Genomic DNA, 14,780 nt, shown 5'->3' with positions numbered 1-14,780 from the left:
GGTTAGGTCAGCCTTACTGAAATACGGGAAGGCTTCGGGAGGTTGGCATGCGGTGGTCGCCGGTCCTCGGGTACGGGCTCGGCTACGGGCTGGTGCTCAGTGTGCTGTTCACCGCGGCGGTGTTCGCCGGAGCGGCCATGAGCAGGGACTTTCTGCTGAACGACTATCCGCCCGCGATCCAGCGCCGGTACGGCCGGCCCAAGAGCGCTCGCGGCCACCGGGTAGCGATGCTCTTCGGCGTGTTCATCTGGGCCGTCTGCGGCCTTCCCCTGATGATCGCGGCGATGACGGGCCTCGACGGTGCGCTGGACGACGGCCTGGAGTTCCTGCCCGCCGCTGTCTGCGCGGCCCTCGTCTTCGCCACATTGACTGTCTGGGACCTGGTCGTCCTCGACTGGATCATCCTCGCGGGGCTGCGCCCCCGCCTGTTGCTTCTTCCCGGCACCGAGGACATGGCGGACTACGGCGACCTGCGATTCCACCTCGGCGCCGCCGTCAAAGGCAGTCCACTCATCGTCGTCGTGGGCCTGCTCGCCGGAGGCATCGCCGCGTTGGTCACCTGAAGCAGCAGTGGCGCCAGGGCCACCCTGCGGCGTCGTGTATCCGTTGTGGTGCCGGACGCCTCATCAGGCGAGCGGGGCCATAAGCCCATTGCTGTCCCGGCGGGCTCGGCTCAGGTCCGGTCGGGCAGATCGGTACCCCATAGGCTCGGAGCGCGCTTCCAGCGCGTGGGCGAGCCGTCGTAGGGACGGGGGCAGAGCGTGACGCAGCAGACCGTACGGCGATTCGGTCTCGGTGAGCCACGATCCGGGGTCGTAGGTGTCGGCTCCGTCCTGTGCGGGGACGGGACGGATGCCGTGCAGCAGCCAGGAAGCCGTGCCCGCCAGGGAGAGGCGAAGATGCCGCCCGCCCCCGGTGGCCCGGCGGTCGTTCGGCGCACGCAGGACGGCGGCGGCGAGCGGACAGCCGGTTCCGTGGTCCAGCGCCTGCGCGGGCAGTACACCGGGGCGGCCGTCGGCCGTGGCCTCGATCGCGGCGATTCCGGTACCGGCCCGGACCAGGCTGTCGAAGCCGCGGCGCTCGGCCCAGGGGCCGGACCAGCCTCAGGCGCACGGTTGGGCGACGATCAGTCCGGGTCACCGGGCCAGGAGCTCGTCGGGGCTCAGCCCGTGCCGGTCCAGGGCCCCCGGGCGGTAGCCGGTCACCACGACGTCCGCCCGGCTGAGCAGGTCGACGAAGGCGTGGCGGCCGTCGGCGTCGGTGAGGTCCAGCAGCGTGGAGCGTTTGCCCATACCGGTATCGGCGTGGACATCCGCTTCCTCGGGGAACCGGGGAGTGTCCACGCGCAGTACGCCGGCGTCCCGCAGCGCCGGCGTGTGCTTGGCGTGGGTGCGCACCCACCCGGTCATGCGCCACGTCGTCAGCGGTGGCCCAGCACGTTGACCACCCGTCCGCCGGGGTCGCGGACGAAGAACCGCCGTACGCCCCAGTCCTCATCCTGCAAGGGGTGCACGATCTCTGCGCCGTTCTCCCGCATCACCGCGTAAGCCGCGTCCACGTCGTCCACCTCAATGCTCATGTCGGGGGTGACAGGCGCGGTCCTGTCACTGGTCATGACGCTGATCTGCGCCGCCGGGGTGGACGGGGACGCGAGCGTCATGATCCAGCCGTGGTTCATGACCTCCTCGAAGCCCAGCAGGCCATAGAACTCCCGGCTCTCCTGCGCGGCCTCCGACTGGATGTTGGGCACAACACGGCGAACGGCCATCGACGACTCCAAGTGAGAACGAACGTGTCTCCATGTCCCAGAAGTACTACGCCACGTCCACCGTCGCACGCACTTTCGCAACACGCTCGGCTGACACTCCTGGCCCCCGCCCGCGGCATCCGGGGACGCTCACCGTGTGTACGCGCGGTCGTGCGTTCGGTGTCTCTCGAAGAAATCGGCCTCGTCGGGGGCATGCCGAAGCGGGACGACAGAGCCGGTCCGTAGTCGGTGAAGCAGAGGCGTCGGCCGTCGGTCAGGATGTTTCTCGAAGTGGGCATTCCAGCGCCGTCGGCCATCGCCCGCGTCCGCCTTCGCGTATTCCCGCCCTGCTTGTCGTCGCCACCCTCGCGGACCGTTGCCTCACGCACCCCGGCCCGACGGACGCCCGTCCGGAAGCCGCACGTTGATCCTCCGCGCGACCTCAGTCGCCGAGGATCCGCTCCCACAGCAGCCCGTCCCGCCAGCTCCCGTCGAGAAGGATCGAGGAGTGTGCGACGCCGTACGGGCTGAACCCGTTGCGGCGCAGCACCCGTTGCGACGGCAGATTCTCCAGATTGGTGGACGCCTCGGCGCGGTGCAGCCCGAGTTCGTCCGTCATCACCCGGAGTACAAGCCCGACGGCGTGCCCGGCATGCCCTTGATTCTGGGCGACGCCGGCGATCCAGTATCCGACGGAGGCCCGACGCAGGTGCGGCTGCGGCAGGATGCCTCCGACGGTGACCTGCCCGACCACCTGGTCGTCGGCGAGCACCACGCCCGGCCAGACCGTGCCGGCCCGGTATCCGGCCAGCAGGCTGTCGATTCGCTCCGCCTGGCCCTCCGGGGTGAAGAAGCCGGCCGGCTGGGCCGGTTCCCACGGTCGGAAGGCCTCGACGTCCCGCGCTCGATGCGCGGCGATCGTTGCGGCGTCCGTGGGCTCTATCAAGCGGATTCTGGTGCTGCTGCGCATGGTTGATCCTCGTCGCGGTGCCTCTGATGAGATGGCGGCCTCTGCGGGGGTGCCCGCGCCGCCGCACTCTACGCCCGCCGGAGACCGCTCTCCCCGCCGGAACAAGTTCCCCTGCCGCCTCCCGCTCCCGCCCCGGCGGGCGGCGGGCCTCACTCGTGCATGTCGCGGAAACCGTCCACGAAGCTCTCCGCGACCGGCCGGATCCCGGCCAGCATGTCGTTGAGCGACCGGGCCGCACGCGTCACGGCCTGTCCGGGACGTGCGATCTGGACCAGACCGTCCGCCGTCTCGTCGATCTGGACCTTGACGGTGCTGTTCGCGTCAGGCGGAGCGGATCCCGCACTCTCACCCCGTACCGGAAACGGGCAACTCCGCGACACGCGCCAACCGAGCTACGTACCCTGACGCTTCCACGATGCATCCGGCCCGAACTCTGTTGCATCGGCACACGCAAGCGACACGGCATGGCCCCCGAGCCCGCACCGCATCCCCGCCCGCTCGCAGGCGAGATGAAGAGACGGCCTCCGCGTGCAAGGCCTCAGTCCGCAACACCCCACGCAGGCACAGGAGATGCCGGAGATACATGTGGCTGTCGCTGTCGTCCCCGGGCGTCAGGTTCACGCAGCATCGGGGTGGCTGTCGCAGCTGCCGTCGTTACGTCTGCCGTCGGCTGCCTCAATAAGGCGCACCGCATCTGCCAGCGGCGGGCCGACCGGTTCGAGCGGGTGGCCGGACGGTTCGACAGGTCGCGGGCGGTGGCCGGCCCATCCCATGTCCTCGGTCGCTGGGCGGGGCCGAAAGTGGTGCCGGCCCGGTCGGCCGCGCATGGCCGGGCAGCAGGCACCACTTCCTCGTCGACGGGCGGGTCATCCTGCTCGCGGCGTCCATGACCGGCGGAAATCGCACTGACGTCACCCAGCTGATGCCCCTGCCGACGGCGATCCGCGAGTTACTCGGCCGCAGCTTCGGTCTCGTCGCGGGTCGCGGCAGCGGCCGGGCTGTAGAAGACGGAGCGTCCCTGCTTGGAGCGCTCCAGCAGCGCCTGCGCGACACCCTGCTCCAGAGTGCTGCGCACGACAGTCACCTTCACATCGCGCTTCGGATTGGCCTCGGTCAGGGCCGCAGCGATTTCGGCCGCGGACTTGGGCTCGTGATGCCCGGCGAGGTATTCGGTGATCAGCTCACGCCACGTCGGCTCACCGGAAGTCCTGGCAGGGGTGCTTTCCCCCGTCGCGGGCTTTGCCTTGCGCGGCGCCTTCTGTGCACTCGCTTTGCGCTTGGGGCGGACAGGCGCGGCAACAGTGGCGGCCTTCCGTCCCTTGCCGGTCTTCGCGGCCGGTGCGGCGACGCCGCCGAGGACGTGCTGCATCTTCACCAGGACCTGCTCGCTCTGCTCCAGCTGGACAAGTTCGTCCTGCAGCCGAGTCAGTTCGGCACGTACGCGTGCCTGCTCACTCTGGTTGGCCGAAAGGTCGTCGGCGATCCTCTGTGCGTAGTCTGCGGTGAGACCGGACTTGGGTGTGTTTTGAGACATGGGATCCTCGTCTATTCATGTGCGCCAATCGGGTTGTAGCGGCTGATGTTACCCAGTAAAGCCGAGACACCGGACCGATGCGTGGTAGTGCAACTCGATAGAGAGCTGCTGAAGGGTTCGATCACATGTCACCATGCCTCGGCGTGGGGCGGGGTCACTCACCCCTGCGACGGGTTCGGGTGCGACCGGAAATCGTCCAAGCCGGAAGTGCCGGCGGGTAAGTCGGAAGAGCCCCTACCAGCCAATTCAGCCCGTCGTTCCGAGGGCTCCGAACCCTGCCGGACTACTGGAACGGGGGGTCGGTGGTGGCGTGTATCTCCTCTACGCAGGTTCGGAGACGACTCCTTTCGAGTCGGCAGCCACCTCCTTCCTGCCACAGAACCCGGTCGTCGGCAGACCTCGGAGAGAGCGCGCGGACTGGCTGGGTGTATCGCTTCCAATGTTGACGATCGCTTGTCCCCATGGGACCGCTCACACCGGTCGCGAGCCGTCCCGGCGGACCACGGTGCCCAGGCACTGCGGCTGAAGGAACACCACAGGCGGGACGACAGGATGAGCCGCAGGGTCGCTCCGGAGACGGCCAGGAGCTCGGACTCCGTTGCGTTACGGCCTTGTTGGGCGATCCGGGCCGCGCATCCGGCCTTGTGACAGCGAGGCTTTCGGCAGTGGGAACGGAGGTCGGTGCCGGTGCCCGGCCACTACTCTGGGAAGGTGCCGAAAGGCCGATCGCGTGGGGCAAGCACGGACGCCGAACCGCGGAGCGCTCGCGAGGCCCCCGACGTCTTGAGCGCCGAACAACCGAGACGTATCACTTCGTTGCACCGCGGGTTCACCTACCAGTATCTGTACGCGGTCGGCTGCCTGCTGCGGCTGCGGGCGGCAGAGGGCCGGTGCCTGCGCGACGAACGCGATGAGGACGTGGAAGTCGCGTTCGACGCCCGTTGGCTCTACTTGCGGGTCAAGACTCGTCAGGACAACCTGACCCGGGGCGACGTGGAGGGCGCGGTAGATCAGTTCCGAAGCATCCGGGACGAGCACACGGCGGGCCGCCGGACCGGCACTCCCTACCTGATCGTGGTCACCAACGCGGACAGGGGAAAGCGCCTCCTGACCCGGACGCGAGAGGCGCACTGGCCCGCGGACGTGGCGATCGTCGGGCCGGGACGGCCGCACCCCGCGGAGACGTGGCTGCCGGACCCCGGGCGCGACCTCGCCGCCATGCTGAAGAACTGTGCCGACCAGGCCGAGCAGATCCTCCTTCGGGTCGCTGAGCGCCGAGACCCTGGTCCGGAAGCCGGCGGCCCGGGTTCAGTACGCCTGCACCGGTGTTCACGGCCGTGGGTTCCCGCGCCGCGGATCTGCCGCAGTTGTACGAGCAGTTCGTGGAGGAGTTGCGGCCTTCCCCCAACTGCCCGCTGTCTAACGCCCCCGAGACAGGGAGCCGGAGCTCGCGAACGAAGAGTTCGTGAGGCTGGTGGTCGGCTTCTCGGGAGCGGGCAGGACGACGTGGGCGGCGAACGCCGCCGCGCACTGTCCCCAGCCGGTGACCCACTTCGACGTCGTGTTCCTGCCGGCCGCCTCCGTACCGGGCGCCTTGGCGCGGGAGCCGGCCGCTTGGCATCCTGGGACGGAGGCCGGATTCCTGCCGGCCGCCGCGGGCATCGAGGTACTGCGCGCCGGGTGCACACCTTTCTCGTTCAGCCGGAAACCGATGTCGCGGTCGTCATCGACAACGTCCACCTGCTCGGCAGCGCGGAGGTGCCGTTGCTGGTCGGCGCCCTGCCGACGGCCCGGCCGATCCTGTGGGGCCACCCCCGGCCGGAACACATCCCGCTCGCCGCGCACCTCGGTATATCCACATATCCACGGAGTCACTGGACGGCCGGGGCACCGACACCATCGCGGCGGTCTTCGGCGGCGAAGGCAGCACCCTGGACTGTCGCACCGCCCAACGCGTCCTCGTCCCTTCTTCCCTCACCGCGGGTCTGCCGCTGTACGCACTCAGCTCAGCACAGCTGACCCGCACCGCATACGCCGGAGACCGGTCCGCCTTCTGTGACTCCGTGCGGGCTCGGACACACATCAGGACCACTGCGCAGGACCTGATCCTTGGGCAGGTGTGCAGCGCCACGACCCCTCGTGCGAGCAAGGAGTCGGCGGATCCCGCCGAAAGGGCCGTCACGGACGCTAAGGTCATCGTCACTCCATTGCACCCGCACCGCGTGACGAGAGTGGTACGACAGTGACCAACGTGATCGAGACGCCGCATCAACAGGTCCCCGGGTCCGGGGCGAGCGCGCTGCTCCTTCTGGCGCACGGCAGTATCGACTCCCAGGCGCAGGAGTCCACTCGCGCGCTCGCCCATGCGGTCGGGCTGTCCCAGGCATGCCGGGTCGAGGTCGCGTATCTCCGGCACGCCCGTCCCCGGGCACGCCACGTGCTGGGCACACTCGCCGAGACCGGAGTCGACCGTGTGGTCGTGGTGCCCTTGCTGCTGACCTCCGCGTTTCACGCCCGGGTCGACCTGCCCAGGGCGCTGTCCGGCCTGCCGGCTCCGGTGCCGGTGGTGACGCCGGTGCTGGGCAGTTCACCGGGCGAGCCCGACGCGCGACTGGTCGCCGCGCTGCGGCGCCGTCTCACCGACATGGATGCCGAGTTCGACGGGGTGGTGGTGGCGGCCGCGGGCAGTAGCGACAGCGATGCGTGTGCGTCGGTGACCGCCATGGCGTCCGCGTTGGGAGTGAACCTCGGTCTGCCGTGCCTGGCCGGCTTCGCGTCGACCGCGTCGCCGACTGCCGCGGAGGCGGTGGCGCAACTCCGCCTGGCGGGAGCGCGTCGGGTCGTGGTCGCGTCCTATTGCTTCGCCCCTGGAATGCTGTTCCGCCGAGCAGCCGACGCGTCGACCGAGGCCGGCGCGGTCGGCATCTCCGAACCGCTCGGAGACGCGCCTGAACTGGTCGAGCTCATCCTGGAACGCTTCCACGAAGCCTGCGACGTGCGGGCGGGAACAGCAGGGGCGGCCGACCGGCTCTGACGGGGCCGACGACCGGCCACCACCGCGTCGATGCCTGCGGCCACAGACTGTGTTGTCGCGGGCGCCGGAGGACGCCCCCGACATCGACGGTCGCCACGGCACCCTGGTGTTCGTGGGTGGTGGCCGCGCGCTCGGCGTTCATTCCGCCGGGTTCGGACAGGGGCAACGGCGGCGTGGGCGCCGCGACGGGGTTCTACGAACGGGTCGTCCCGTGGCCGGCGTATACGGCCGGGGTGGTCCGGGTTGCCGGGCGCACGGTCAGGATCAGCACGGCCAGCCCGGCGAAGATGACCGCGGCGATGACGCCGGTGACCTGTAGACCGAAGGTGAACGCCTCCCGAGCGGTGTGCAGCAGATCCGTGCCCCGGTCGGCGGGAAGGTGCCTGCTGGTGGCGATCGCGCCGGCCAGTGAGTCGGACGTGCCGTCCATCCTGCTGCGGTAGACCACCGCGGCCACCACACCGAGCAGTGTGAAGCCGAGCGAACCACCGAGGTAGTTGCCGGTCTCCGACATCGACGCGGCCGAGCCGGCGCGCTCCGGTGGTACGGACCCGACGACCAGCCCGGTGCCCAGGGCGAACAGCGGGCCGGTGCCCAGTGCCAGCACGGTGATGCCGATCATCACCGGTACCAGGGCGTTCGGCCCGTCGGCGCCGACCAGCAGCAGGCTGCCGAGCGCCGACACCACCAGCCCGCCCCCGATGGCGGTCGTCCGCCTCATCCGACGGGCCAGCGCCGGTGCGGCCATGGTCCCGATCGCCACGCCGATGCCCATGGGGGCGAACAGCAGCGCCGACGCGGCGGGGGAGAAGCCCAGCACGCTCTGGAGGAACTGGGTCACCAGCAGGCCCGTACCGGCCATGGCGATGCCGGCGCAGGCCAGCGCGACGAGCACGGCCGTGAACGGGCGGTCGCGGAGCAGGCGCAGGTCCAGCAGAGGCTCCTCCAGACGCAGTTGCCTGCGTACGAACACCGTGCCGATGGCCGCGCCGGCGGCGAGCGCCACGGCCGGCACGACGGGCACGCTCTCGACGGCCAGCTGCTTGACGCCGTAGACCATCAGGAGGATCGCCGCGAGCGACAGCCCGACGCCGGCCAGGTCCAGCCGCCCGGCCCGGTCGCCGCGGAACTCCGGCAGAAGCAGCGGCCCGGCGAGCAGCAGCACTGCCATCGCCGGCACGGCGACCAGGAACACCGATCCCCACCAGAAGTGCTGGAGCAGGAAACCGGCGAGTACGGGTCCGAGCGCGCCGCCGGTGAACTGGCAGGTCGCCCAGATCGCGATGGCCTTCCCGCGCTGTCGCTCGTCGCGGAACATGTTGGTGACCAAGGCCAGCGTGGAGGGCACCAGGGTCGCGCCGGCGACGCCCAGCAGCGCACGCGTGACGATCATCATCAGCGGGCTGACCGCGAAGGCGGCCACGCCCGACAGCACCGCGAACGCCGCTCCGCCGATCATCAGCAGCCTTCGCCGGCCGATCCGGTCGCCGAGCGTACCCATCGTGATGACGAGGCCGGCCACCATGAGTCCGTAGCTGTCACTGATCCACAGCTGCTGGACATTGGTGGCACCCAGGTCGGCGCTGAGCCGCGGGAGGGCGAGAAGCAACGCTGTCGTGTCCATTGCGACGAGCAAGGTCGGCAGCATCAGGACGATCAGTCCCAGCCACGCCCGGTTGACGCGCATATCCGTAACTCCCTGGTCTCTTGACGTTTCGCCGGTTGGTCGGAGCGGTCGGGACCTTCTTGACATCGGTACGGACGGCGACTTCTTCGGCTGCCGCGGTGGGCGTCAGGCGCACGTGACGTCGTCGTGGGCCGGACGGTGCGACGGCGAAAAAAGTCATGCGAAAGTCCGGGCAGGGATGTCAAGACGACGGCGGTGGCTCCGACCAACCGGTCGAAGGGCCCGGCAGGGCTCGCGAACCACGAGGAGTACGAGATGAAGTTCCTGATCGGCCTGCACATCAACCCGGCCGTGCTGGACGCGCTCAGCGACGAGGAGAAGGCGGCGATCGGCGACGGCCACGGCGCGTTCATCGAGGGGCTGAAGAGGTCCGGTGAGCTGATCTCCACGCAGGCGCTGGTCGACCCGTCGCAGGCCGCCGTGGTGTCCGTGCGCAACGGCCGGCCGGTGGTGACCGACGGACCTTTCCTGGAGGCCAAGGAGTATCTGGGCGGCTTCTACCTGATCGACTGCGAGAACAAGGAGCGGGCGATCGAGCTGGCCTCGCAGATCCCGGACGCCGCGATCGAGGGTCTCGGGGTCGAGGTGCGACAGGTGATGTTCGCCGACGGACAATTGGAGGCATGACAGCACCACCCATCGAGGACCTGCTGCGTGGGCTCACGCAGCAGGTCCTCGCCACGCTGGTACGCCGGTACGGTCAGTTCGAAGGGTGCGAGGACGCCGTACAGGAGGCCGTCCTCGCCGCCACCGTGCAATGGCCGGCCGAAGGTGTGCCCAACAACCCGCACGGCTGGCTGGTGACCGTCGCGTCCCGGCGGCTCATCGACCAGATGCGCAGTGACCGCGCGCGCCGGGAGCGGGAGGCGGCAACGGCCGCCGAGGTGCTTCCCGAGGACGTGCCGGACACCGACGACACCCTCGTTCTGCTGTTCCTGTGCTGCCATCCGACGCTGACCGCGGCCTCCCAGACCGCCCTGACACTGCGCGCCGTGGGCGGCCTGACCACCGCCGAGATCGCCCACGCGTTCCTGGTGCCGGAGGCCACCATGGCGGCCAGGATCAGCCGGGCCAAGCAGCGCATCAAGGCCGCCGGCAGATCGTTCAGCCTGCCGGACGGCACGGAGCGGGAAGAGCGGCTACGGGTCGTCCTGCATGTGCTCTACCTGATCTTCAACGAGGGTTATACCGCCTCCTCCGGCAGTGAGTTGCACCGAACCGACCTCGCGCAGGAGGCGATCCGGCTGGCCAGAATGGTGCACACACAGTTGCCCGAGGACAGCGAGGTGACCGGGCTGCTCGCGCTGATGCTGCTGACCCACGCCCGCCGGGAGGCACGTACGACGGCGGACGGCGACCTGGTGCCGCTGGACGAACAGGACCGTACGCGGTGGGACCACGGGCTGATCGGCGAGGGCCTCGGGCTGGTCAAGGCGTCACTGGCCGGCCCGGAGCTGCGGCCGTACCAGCTGCAGGCCGCCATCGCCGCCACGCACGCCGACGCGGCCACGACCGGCGAGACCAACTGGGCGCAGGTGCACGCCCTTTACCTGATCCTGGAACGGATCGCCCCCAATCCGATGGTCACCCTCAACCGCGCCATCGCGCTCGCCGAGACCGAGGGCCCGGCGGCAGGGCTGGCCCTGCTGGCCACATTGGACCGTGACGAGCGGATCGCCAAGCACCACCGGCTCCTGTCGGTGCAGGCGCACCTGCTGGAGAAGGCCGGCGACACGACGGGGGCGTACGAGCACTACCGGCGCGCGGCGAAGTCCACCGCCAGCATTGCCGAGCGTCGCTACCTGGAGTCCCGGGCCGGCCGGGTGAGACCGTAGATTCCGCACTGCGGAAACGGCCCCGAGGAAGGGGCGCGTCTCGCCGTCGGAGCCTGTGGTCAACCATCGGGTGGCCCGCGGTCCAAGGACGGCATCCGGCATGCTCCCACTGGAAGCCGAGAAGCGCCTCGATCTCGACGGGACGGTGGAGTCCCGGCTTCCCGGAGTGGTGCCCCCCGGACAGCGAGAACAGGGCCGGGCTCCGCTGTCACTCGTGCAAGCCTCCTGAGGGCGCTCCGGCCGGGGCGGACGGTCCCGCTTTCCTGAACCGCCCGCCCCGGGCCCGTTGGGCTTGCGAGCGCGGGCCGCGCTCAGGCCGGGATCAGAAGGTGACGTCCGAGCAGGCGTAGAAGGCGTTGCCGGTGTCGGCGATGGTCCAGACGCCGAGGATCAGGTGCTTGCCCGACTTCTGCGGCAGGACACCGGCGTGGGACACCGTGGAGCCCGGCAGGCGGCCGCCGAACGGCACGGTCAGGAACGGCTGGGACTCCAGGTCGGCCCGGGTGAGCCGCTTGGTGGGGTCGTATCCGTCCTTGGTGATGTAGTAGCGGAAGTCGGTCGTGGCATGACGTGCCTCGATCTTCCAGCGGAAGGTGTAGCTCTGCCCACCGGTGATCTTCGTTGCCGGCCAGGCACCGCCGCGCGGGTCGTCGAGCTCGGAGAACCGGCCGTTGCCACCGGCGCAGAGGGTGCCGTCGACCGGGCCGCGGGCGGGGAAACCCTTCGGGCCCTCGACGCTCGGCGGCTCCCACTGGATCTGGCCGCAGTTGTGCACGGTGCCGAGGCCGCAGAGCTGCTGACGGCTGACGGGGGCATCGGTGTAGCCATGGCTCTGGGCACTGCCGGTGGTGGCGAGGAAGGAGACTGCGGCGATGCCGAGCCCGAGCAGTGATGAGGTGATCCTTCGGCGCATGCTTCGCTCCTGAGGGAGGTGTGGGGGCGCTGCGAGACGAGTGGAGAGGGCGCGCCCCACTCCACTAGGTCTAGACCAACTCCGAGACTAGTGACGGTATTTGGTCGTGTCCATACCAAGAATGGGTCGCCGGTCTCCGGGGCGGCGGTCATGACGCCCCGTCGTTCCCCGCTGTCCGGCTCACGCGTCAGCCGTTACCCGGCGCCGAAAGGCTCGTACGCGGCAGGCCCGGGAAGGCCGCGGCCGCGGGGCTGGAACCCCGCCTGCGCGCACGCGTGGTCGAGGACCCCGAGCGGCCCTGTGCCGCGCGGCAGGCTGATCAGTGGGCGCTCGCGGCCGAACGACGGGAGCTGGCGGCCGTGCTGGACGGCCCGTACCCGAGAGCGGCTCCGCCGCTGGGCCGGCCCGGCACGCCGTTCTCCGCATCTACCCCGAGCGCAAGTGCCGTCCGTACCGAAGTGCCGTCCCGGGCGCCGGAGTCACAACGGCTCCGGGGCCTCGTGCTGCCCGGCAGCAGAAGGTGTTGCCGCACCGCGTCGGCAACGTTGCACGGCTGCACACTGGCAACGTACTGGCCCATCGGCCTGCTGAGCTGCGTGAACGAGGGCTTCTCCCGGCAGCGGGCCCGTGGCGACGACGGGTTTCGTTGCCTCATCCCTTGATCACGTACCGCAACGGTCCGGTGACGCACCATGCTGTGTGTCACCCACTTGGCCGTCAGCCGGGAGGGACACCTCTCCCGCTCCGAGCGGGGCAGATGAATGGAGACACACGTGGATCGGCCTTTGCTGCCACTGAAGACGGCTCTGGTTCTCCTGCTGGCAGTGCTCAGCGGCACAGCGGCGGGGGCACTGTCCTGGCTGGCGGGGGAGGGCTCCCCACGCAGTGTGCTCCTCGGCTTCGCCGTCGCCGGGCCGGCGATCCCGTTCTTCGACCGTCTGATCGCACCCGGAGAGAACACGGGCGTCTGCGGGAAGGCGAAGGATCATGGGTGAACTGCGGCCCCTGGGGCAGGACCTGACGCGTGAGTCACGCGCACTGGCCGAGGCCCTGCGGGAGCTGTTCGAGGGGCTGGAGGTGTCCGTGCGCCGGTACGCGGCAAGACACCGGCGTGATCCCGGCACGTTCTCCCGCTACCTCAACGGGACCCGCTTACCTCCCTGGCCGGTGGTCATGGACCTGTTCGCCGACCTGGCCGAGCACCGCGGCACCACCGTCACCGCCGAGACCATCGAGTTCGTGCGCGAGCTCTACGGGTCCGCCGTCGACGCCAACTCCTCCCCGAAACACGCGGCACAGATCATCGAGCAGCAACTGGCCGACGCGGACCGGGTCTCACGCCGCTCCAGTGTCCGCGGCGACGTCCTGGGCGACGCCCTGCTGGACCGCGCGCACCGCATCGCCGATCTGGGAGTACGGCTCAACCAGATGGAAGCGACGCTCAAGGCCGAGCGCGAGCGTGCCGGCCAGCTGGCCGCGGCACACCCCGACGTTTCGGAACTGCTGGGGGAGCGCGACGTCCTGCGGCGGGAGGTGGCGCGGCTGGGCAAGGAACTCCAGGCAGCGCAAGAGCAACGGGCGGACGCGGAGGCCCGCTGCGATCTGCTGGAGCGCCAGCTGGAGGCCGTCGAGCACCCATCGGCCCTGCCTCAGCCCGCATCCCAGCCCCAGCCCATGCCCAAGGTCCTTGTCGTGGACGACCAGCCCGACAACCTGCTCGCCATGACGGCCGTGCTGGAGACGCTGGACCAGGAACTCGTCACGGTCTCCTCCGGCCGGGAGGCACTGAAGGCGCTGCTCCACCACGACGACTTCGCCGTCATCATCATGGACGTGCAGATGCCCGAGATGGACGGCTACGAGACCGCCGCCCACATCAAGCGCCGGCCCCGCAACCGGGACGTACCGATCATCTTCCTCACCGCGATGGGCGTCGATCCCGAGCACACCGCGCGCGGGTACGCGGCCGGGGCGGTCGACTACATCAGCAAGCCCTTCGACCCCTGGGCCCTGCGCGCCAAGGTCGCCGTCTTCACCGAGATCCACCTCGAACGACGGGTCGGCCACCCGGCCCCCTAAGGGCTGTCCGGCTCCCGGATACGCCGAACGGCTCGGTTCCGCGCGCCGGGCGAAGCCGCCGTGAAGCGGCTGCGGTCGCCCCGGCACCCAGGTGTTGCCCGCCGGGCCTGTTGCCTGGGACCGTGGCCGCATGGTCGACACCCACTCGCGCGGCTACCTGCTCGCCGCTCGCAGGATGTTCTGGTCCGGGATCCTGTTGCTCCTCCTCGGTCTGGCCTCCACCTGGGCCGTGACGCGGCACTCCGCCAACTCCTGGGAGTGCGACCCGACATGCAGGCTCTCGACCAGCACCACCTGGGAGGCGGCCGAATGGGTGGGCGCCGCGTTCGCCTTGCTCGGGTGCGTGCTGGCGGTGGCCTCATTCCTGATGATCATGTGGCGCAGGCCGCGGACCCCGCCGGGCAAGGACGGCCCGTAGCGTCCCGGTCCACTGGTCCCACGGCCCGGCCGCCGGTGGGACCGCCGCACAAGCCGTACCGCCGGGCGAGTCGAACGCCGCAGCGGCGTAAGCGTTTTGGCCGCGCCGGGGGCGGACCACGTGCCCGCCCCCAAGGCCGGCCGCCCCTTTCAGGCCGTCGGCGTGGAACCGCCCCGGCCCCGGCGCAGGGTGCGGACGCACCAGCCGATCAGCACGGCATTCACCAGCGCGCCCAGAGCGATGGCGAGGACCGCCATGGAAATGTGGTCCGGCAGTACCAGCAGAACCAGGCTGACCGGTGCCGTGGCGAGCGTCGGGATCACCCCGGCGAAGGACGCGTCGTCCCCGGCGTCCGCCGTGAGTGCCCAGATCAGCAGGATCGCGCAGGCCCCGAGGTAGACGAGTGCGACGACGCTGCTGAGTGCCTCACGCACCGTACGCAGGAAGGGGTTTTTGGACGTGGTCATGGCGCTGTGCTCCTCGTGTGCGGTGGGCGCGTTCATGGGAGGGGTCCTTTCCGTTGGCGACGTCGCGGCACGGCGTGCCGGTGTGCCCGCCGGGAG

Annotated in this window: 15 protein-coding genes and 1 pseudogene; 8 read left to right on the top strand and 8 right to left on the bottom strand. The window is 70.1% G+C overall.

The annotated features are described in order from the left end of the window. Positions 1-47 precede the first annotated feature (47 nt). Positions 48-563 carry a hypothetical protein gene (locus tag OG251_RS02545; RefSeq protein ID WP_326675367.1) on the top strand — a complete coding sequence of 172 codons (516 nt, stop codon included), beginning with the start codon at positions 48-50 and terminating at the stop codon, positions 561-563. Between the two features lie 110 nt (positions 564-673). Here the strand turns inward: OG251_RS02545 and OG251_RS02540 are convergent. From OG251_RS02540 to OG251_RS02515, 5 genes and pseudogenes are all read right to left on the bottom strand, one after another. Further along, positions 674-1,376 (bottom strand): annotated as a pseudogene (locus OG251_RS02540) (CoA transferase); the annotation flags it as partial. 44 nt (positions 1,377-1,420) lie between these two features. Further along, positions 1,421-1,768, bottom strand: a complete 348-nt coding sequence (locus OG251_RS02535) for a VOC family protein (protein ID WP_326675366.1) — start codon at positions 1,766-1,768, stop codon at positions 1,421-1,423. A 421-nt stretch (positions 1,769-2,189) separates the two neighbouring features. Next, a complete protein-coding gene (locus tag OG251_RS02530) occupies positions 2,190-2,717 on the bottom strand; it encodes a GNAT family N-acetyltransferase (RefSeq protein WP_326675365.1) in 528 nt (175 codons plus the stop codon). A 149-nt stretch (positions 2,718-2,866) separates the two neighbouring features. Beyond that, complete coding sequence (locus OG251_RS02525; protein ID WP_326675364.1) at positions 2,867-3,097, bottom strand: hypothetical protein; 231 nt, start codon at positions 3,095-3,097, stop codon at positions 2,867-2,869. 569 nt (positions 3,098-3,666) lie between these two features. Then, a complete protein-coding gene (locus tag OG251_RS02515) occupies positions 3,667-4,251 on the bottom strand; it encodes a hypothetical protein (protein ID WP_326675363.1) in 585 nt (194 codons plus the stop codon). Between the two features lie 2,251 nt (positions 4,252-6,502). On the opposite strand from OG251_RS02515, the gene OG251_RS02510 reads away from it, so the two are divergent. Continuing rightward, positions 6,503-7,285: a sirohydrochlorin chelatase gene (locus OG251_RS02510; protein ID WP_326675362.1), complete on the top strand. Its 783-nt coding sequence runs from the start codon at positions 6,503-6,505 to the stop codon at positions 7,283-7,285. A 193-nt stretch (positions 7,286-7,478) separates the two neighbouring features. Here the strand turns inward: OG251_RS02510 and OG251_RS02505 are convergent, their stop codons facing one another. Continuing rightward, positions 7,479-8,972 (bottom strand): MFS transporter, encoded by a 1,494-nt coding sequence (locus tag OG251_RS02505; protein ID WP_326675361.1) that lies wholly within the window; start codon positions 8,970-8,972, stop codon positions 7,479-7,481. Between the two features lie 195 nt (positions 8,973-9,167). Here OG251_RS02505 and OG251_RS02500 point away from each other — a divergent pair, with 195 nt between their 5' ends. The 3 genes from OG251_RS02500 to OG251_RS02490 all read left to right on the top strand — a co-directional run bounded on the left by OG251_RS02500 (position 9,168) and on the right by OG251_RS02490 (position 11,036). After that, entirely contained in the window at positions 9,168-9,599 is a 432-nt protein-coding gene (locus OG251_RS02500; protein WP_326675360.1) for a YciI family protein, read from the top strand. After that, complete coding sequence (locus tag OG251_RS02495) at positions 9,596-10,807, top strand: RNA polymerase sigma factor (RefSeq protein ID WP_326675359.1); 1,212 nt, start codon at positions 9,596-9,598, stop codon at positions 10,805-10,807. The genes OG251_RS02500 and OG251_RS02495 overlap by 4 nt, the downstream gene beginning before the upstream one ends. A 100-nt stretch (positions 10,808-10,907) precedes the next feature. Continuing rightward, the gene (locus OG251_RS02490) at positions 10,908-11,036 is read left to right on the top strand and encodes a hypothetical protein (protein ID WP_326675358.1); all 129 of its coding nucleotides are present in this window, start codon (positions 10,908-10,910) and stop codon (positions 11,034-11,036) included. Positions 11,037-11,129: 93 nt separating this feature from the next. Here the strand turns inward: OG251_RS02490 and OG251_RS02485 are convergent, their stop codons facing one another. Further along, complete coding sequence (locus tag OG251_RS02485; protein ID WP_326675357.1) at positions 11,130-11,720, bottom strand: lytic polysaccharide monooxygenase auxiliary activity family 9 protein; 591 nt, start codon at positions 11,718-11,720, stop codon at positions 11,130-11,132. Between the two features lie 773 nt (positions 11,721-12,493). Here OG251_RS02485 and OG251_RS02475 point away from each other — a divergent pair. From OG251_RS02475 to OG251_RS02465, 3 genes are all read left to right on the top strand, one after another. After that, positions 12,494-12,715, top strand: a complete 222-nt coding sequence (locus OG251_RS02475) for a hypothetical protein (protein WP_326675356.1) — start codon at positions 12,494-12,496, stop codon at positions 12,713-12,715. After that, entirely contained in the window at positions 12,708-13,799 is a 1,092-nt protein-coding gene (locus tag OG251_RS02470) for a response regulator (RefSeq protein WP_326675355.1), read from the top strand. Before OG251_RS02475 ends, OG251_RS02470 begins: the two co-directional genes overlap by 8 nt. 130 nt (positions 13,800-13,929) lie before the next feature. Next, positions 13,930-14,217, top strand: a complete 288-nt coding sequence (locus tag OG251_RS02465; protein WP_326675354.1) for a hypothetical protein — start codon at positions 13,930-13,932, stop codon at positions 14,215-14,217. Positions 14,218-14,366: 149 nt separating this feature from the next. Here the strand turns inward: OG251_RS02465 and OG251_RS02460 are convergent, their stop codons facing one another. After that, positions 14,367-14,720, bottom strand: a complete 354-nt coding sequence (locus OG251_RS02460) for an SCO4225 family membrane protein (protein ID WP_326675353.1) — start codon at positions 14,718-14,720, stop codon at positions 14,367-14,369. Positions 14,721-14,780 lie beyond the last annotated feature (60 nt).

Origin of the sequence: Streptomyces sp. NBC_01237, from assembly GCF_035917275.1 — a bacterium.
Lineage (GTDB): Bacteria > Actinomycetota > Actinomycetes > Streptomycetales > Streptomycetaceae > Streptomyces.
The sequence above is the reverse complement of the archived record's forward strand: the minus strand, read 5'-3'. Positions and strand labels throughout refer to the sequence as shown.

What these genes read in the sequence shown, in the direction of transcription:
- OG251_RS02545 (WP_326675367.1), top strand. Translation starts at nt 48, where the DNA reads ATGCGGTGGTCGCCGGTCCTCGGGTACGGGCTCGGCTACGGGCTGGTG.
- OG251_RS02535 (WP_326675366.1), bottom strand. Translation starts at nt 1,768, where the DNA reads ATGGCCGTTCGCCGTGTTGTGCCCAACATCCAGTCGGAGGCCGCGCAG.
- OG251_RS02530 (WP_326675365.1), bottom strand. Translation starts at nt 2,717, where the DNA reads ATGCGCAGCAGCACCAGAATCCGCTTGATAGAGCCCACGGACGCCGCA.
- OG251_RS02515 (WP_326675363.1), bottom strand. Translation starts at nt 4,251, where the DNA reads ATGTCTCAAAACACACCCAAGTCCGGTCTCACCGCAGACTACGCACAG.
- OG251_RS02505 (WP_326675361.1), bottom strand. Translation starts at nt 8,972, where the DNA reads ATGCGCGTCAACCGGGCGTGGCTGGGACTGATCGTCCTGATGCTGCCG.
- OG251_RS02495 (WP_326675359.1), top strand. Translation starts at nt 9,596, where the DNA reads ATGACAGCACCACCCATCGAGGACCTGCTGCGTGGGCTCACGCAGCAG.
- OG251_RS02490 (WP_326675358.1), top strand. Translation starts at nt 10,908, where the DNA reads ATGCTCCCACTGGAAGCCGAGAAGCGCCTCGATCTCGACGGGACGGTG.
- OG251_RS02485 (WP_326675357.1), bottom strand. Translation starts at nt 11,720, where the DNA reads ATGCGCCGAAGGATCACCTCATCACTGCTCGGGCTCGGCATCGCCGCA.
- OG251_RS02470 (WP_326675355.1), top strand. Translation starts at nt 12,708, where the DNA reads ATGGGTGAACTGCGGCCCCTGGGGCAGGACCTGACGCGTGAGTCACGC.
- OG251_RS02465 (WP_326675354.1), top strand. Translation starts at nt 13,930, where the DNA reads ATGGTCGACACCCACTCGCGCGGCTACCTGCTCGCCGCTCGCAGGATG.
- OG251_RS02460 (WP_326675353.1), bottom strand. Translation starts at nt 14,720, where the DNA reads ATGAACGCGCCCACCGCACACGAGGAGCACAGCGCCATGACCACGTCC.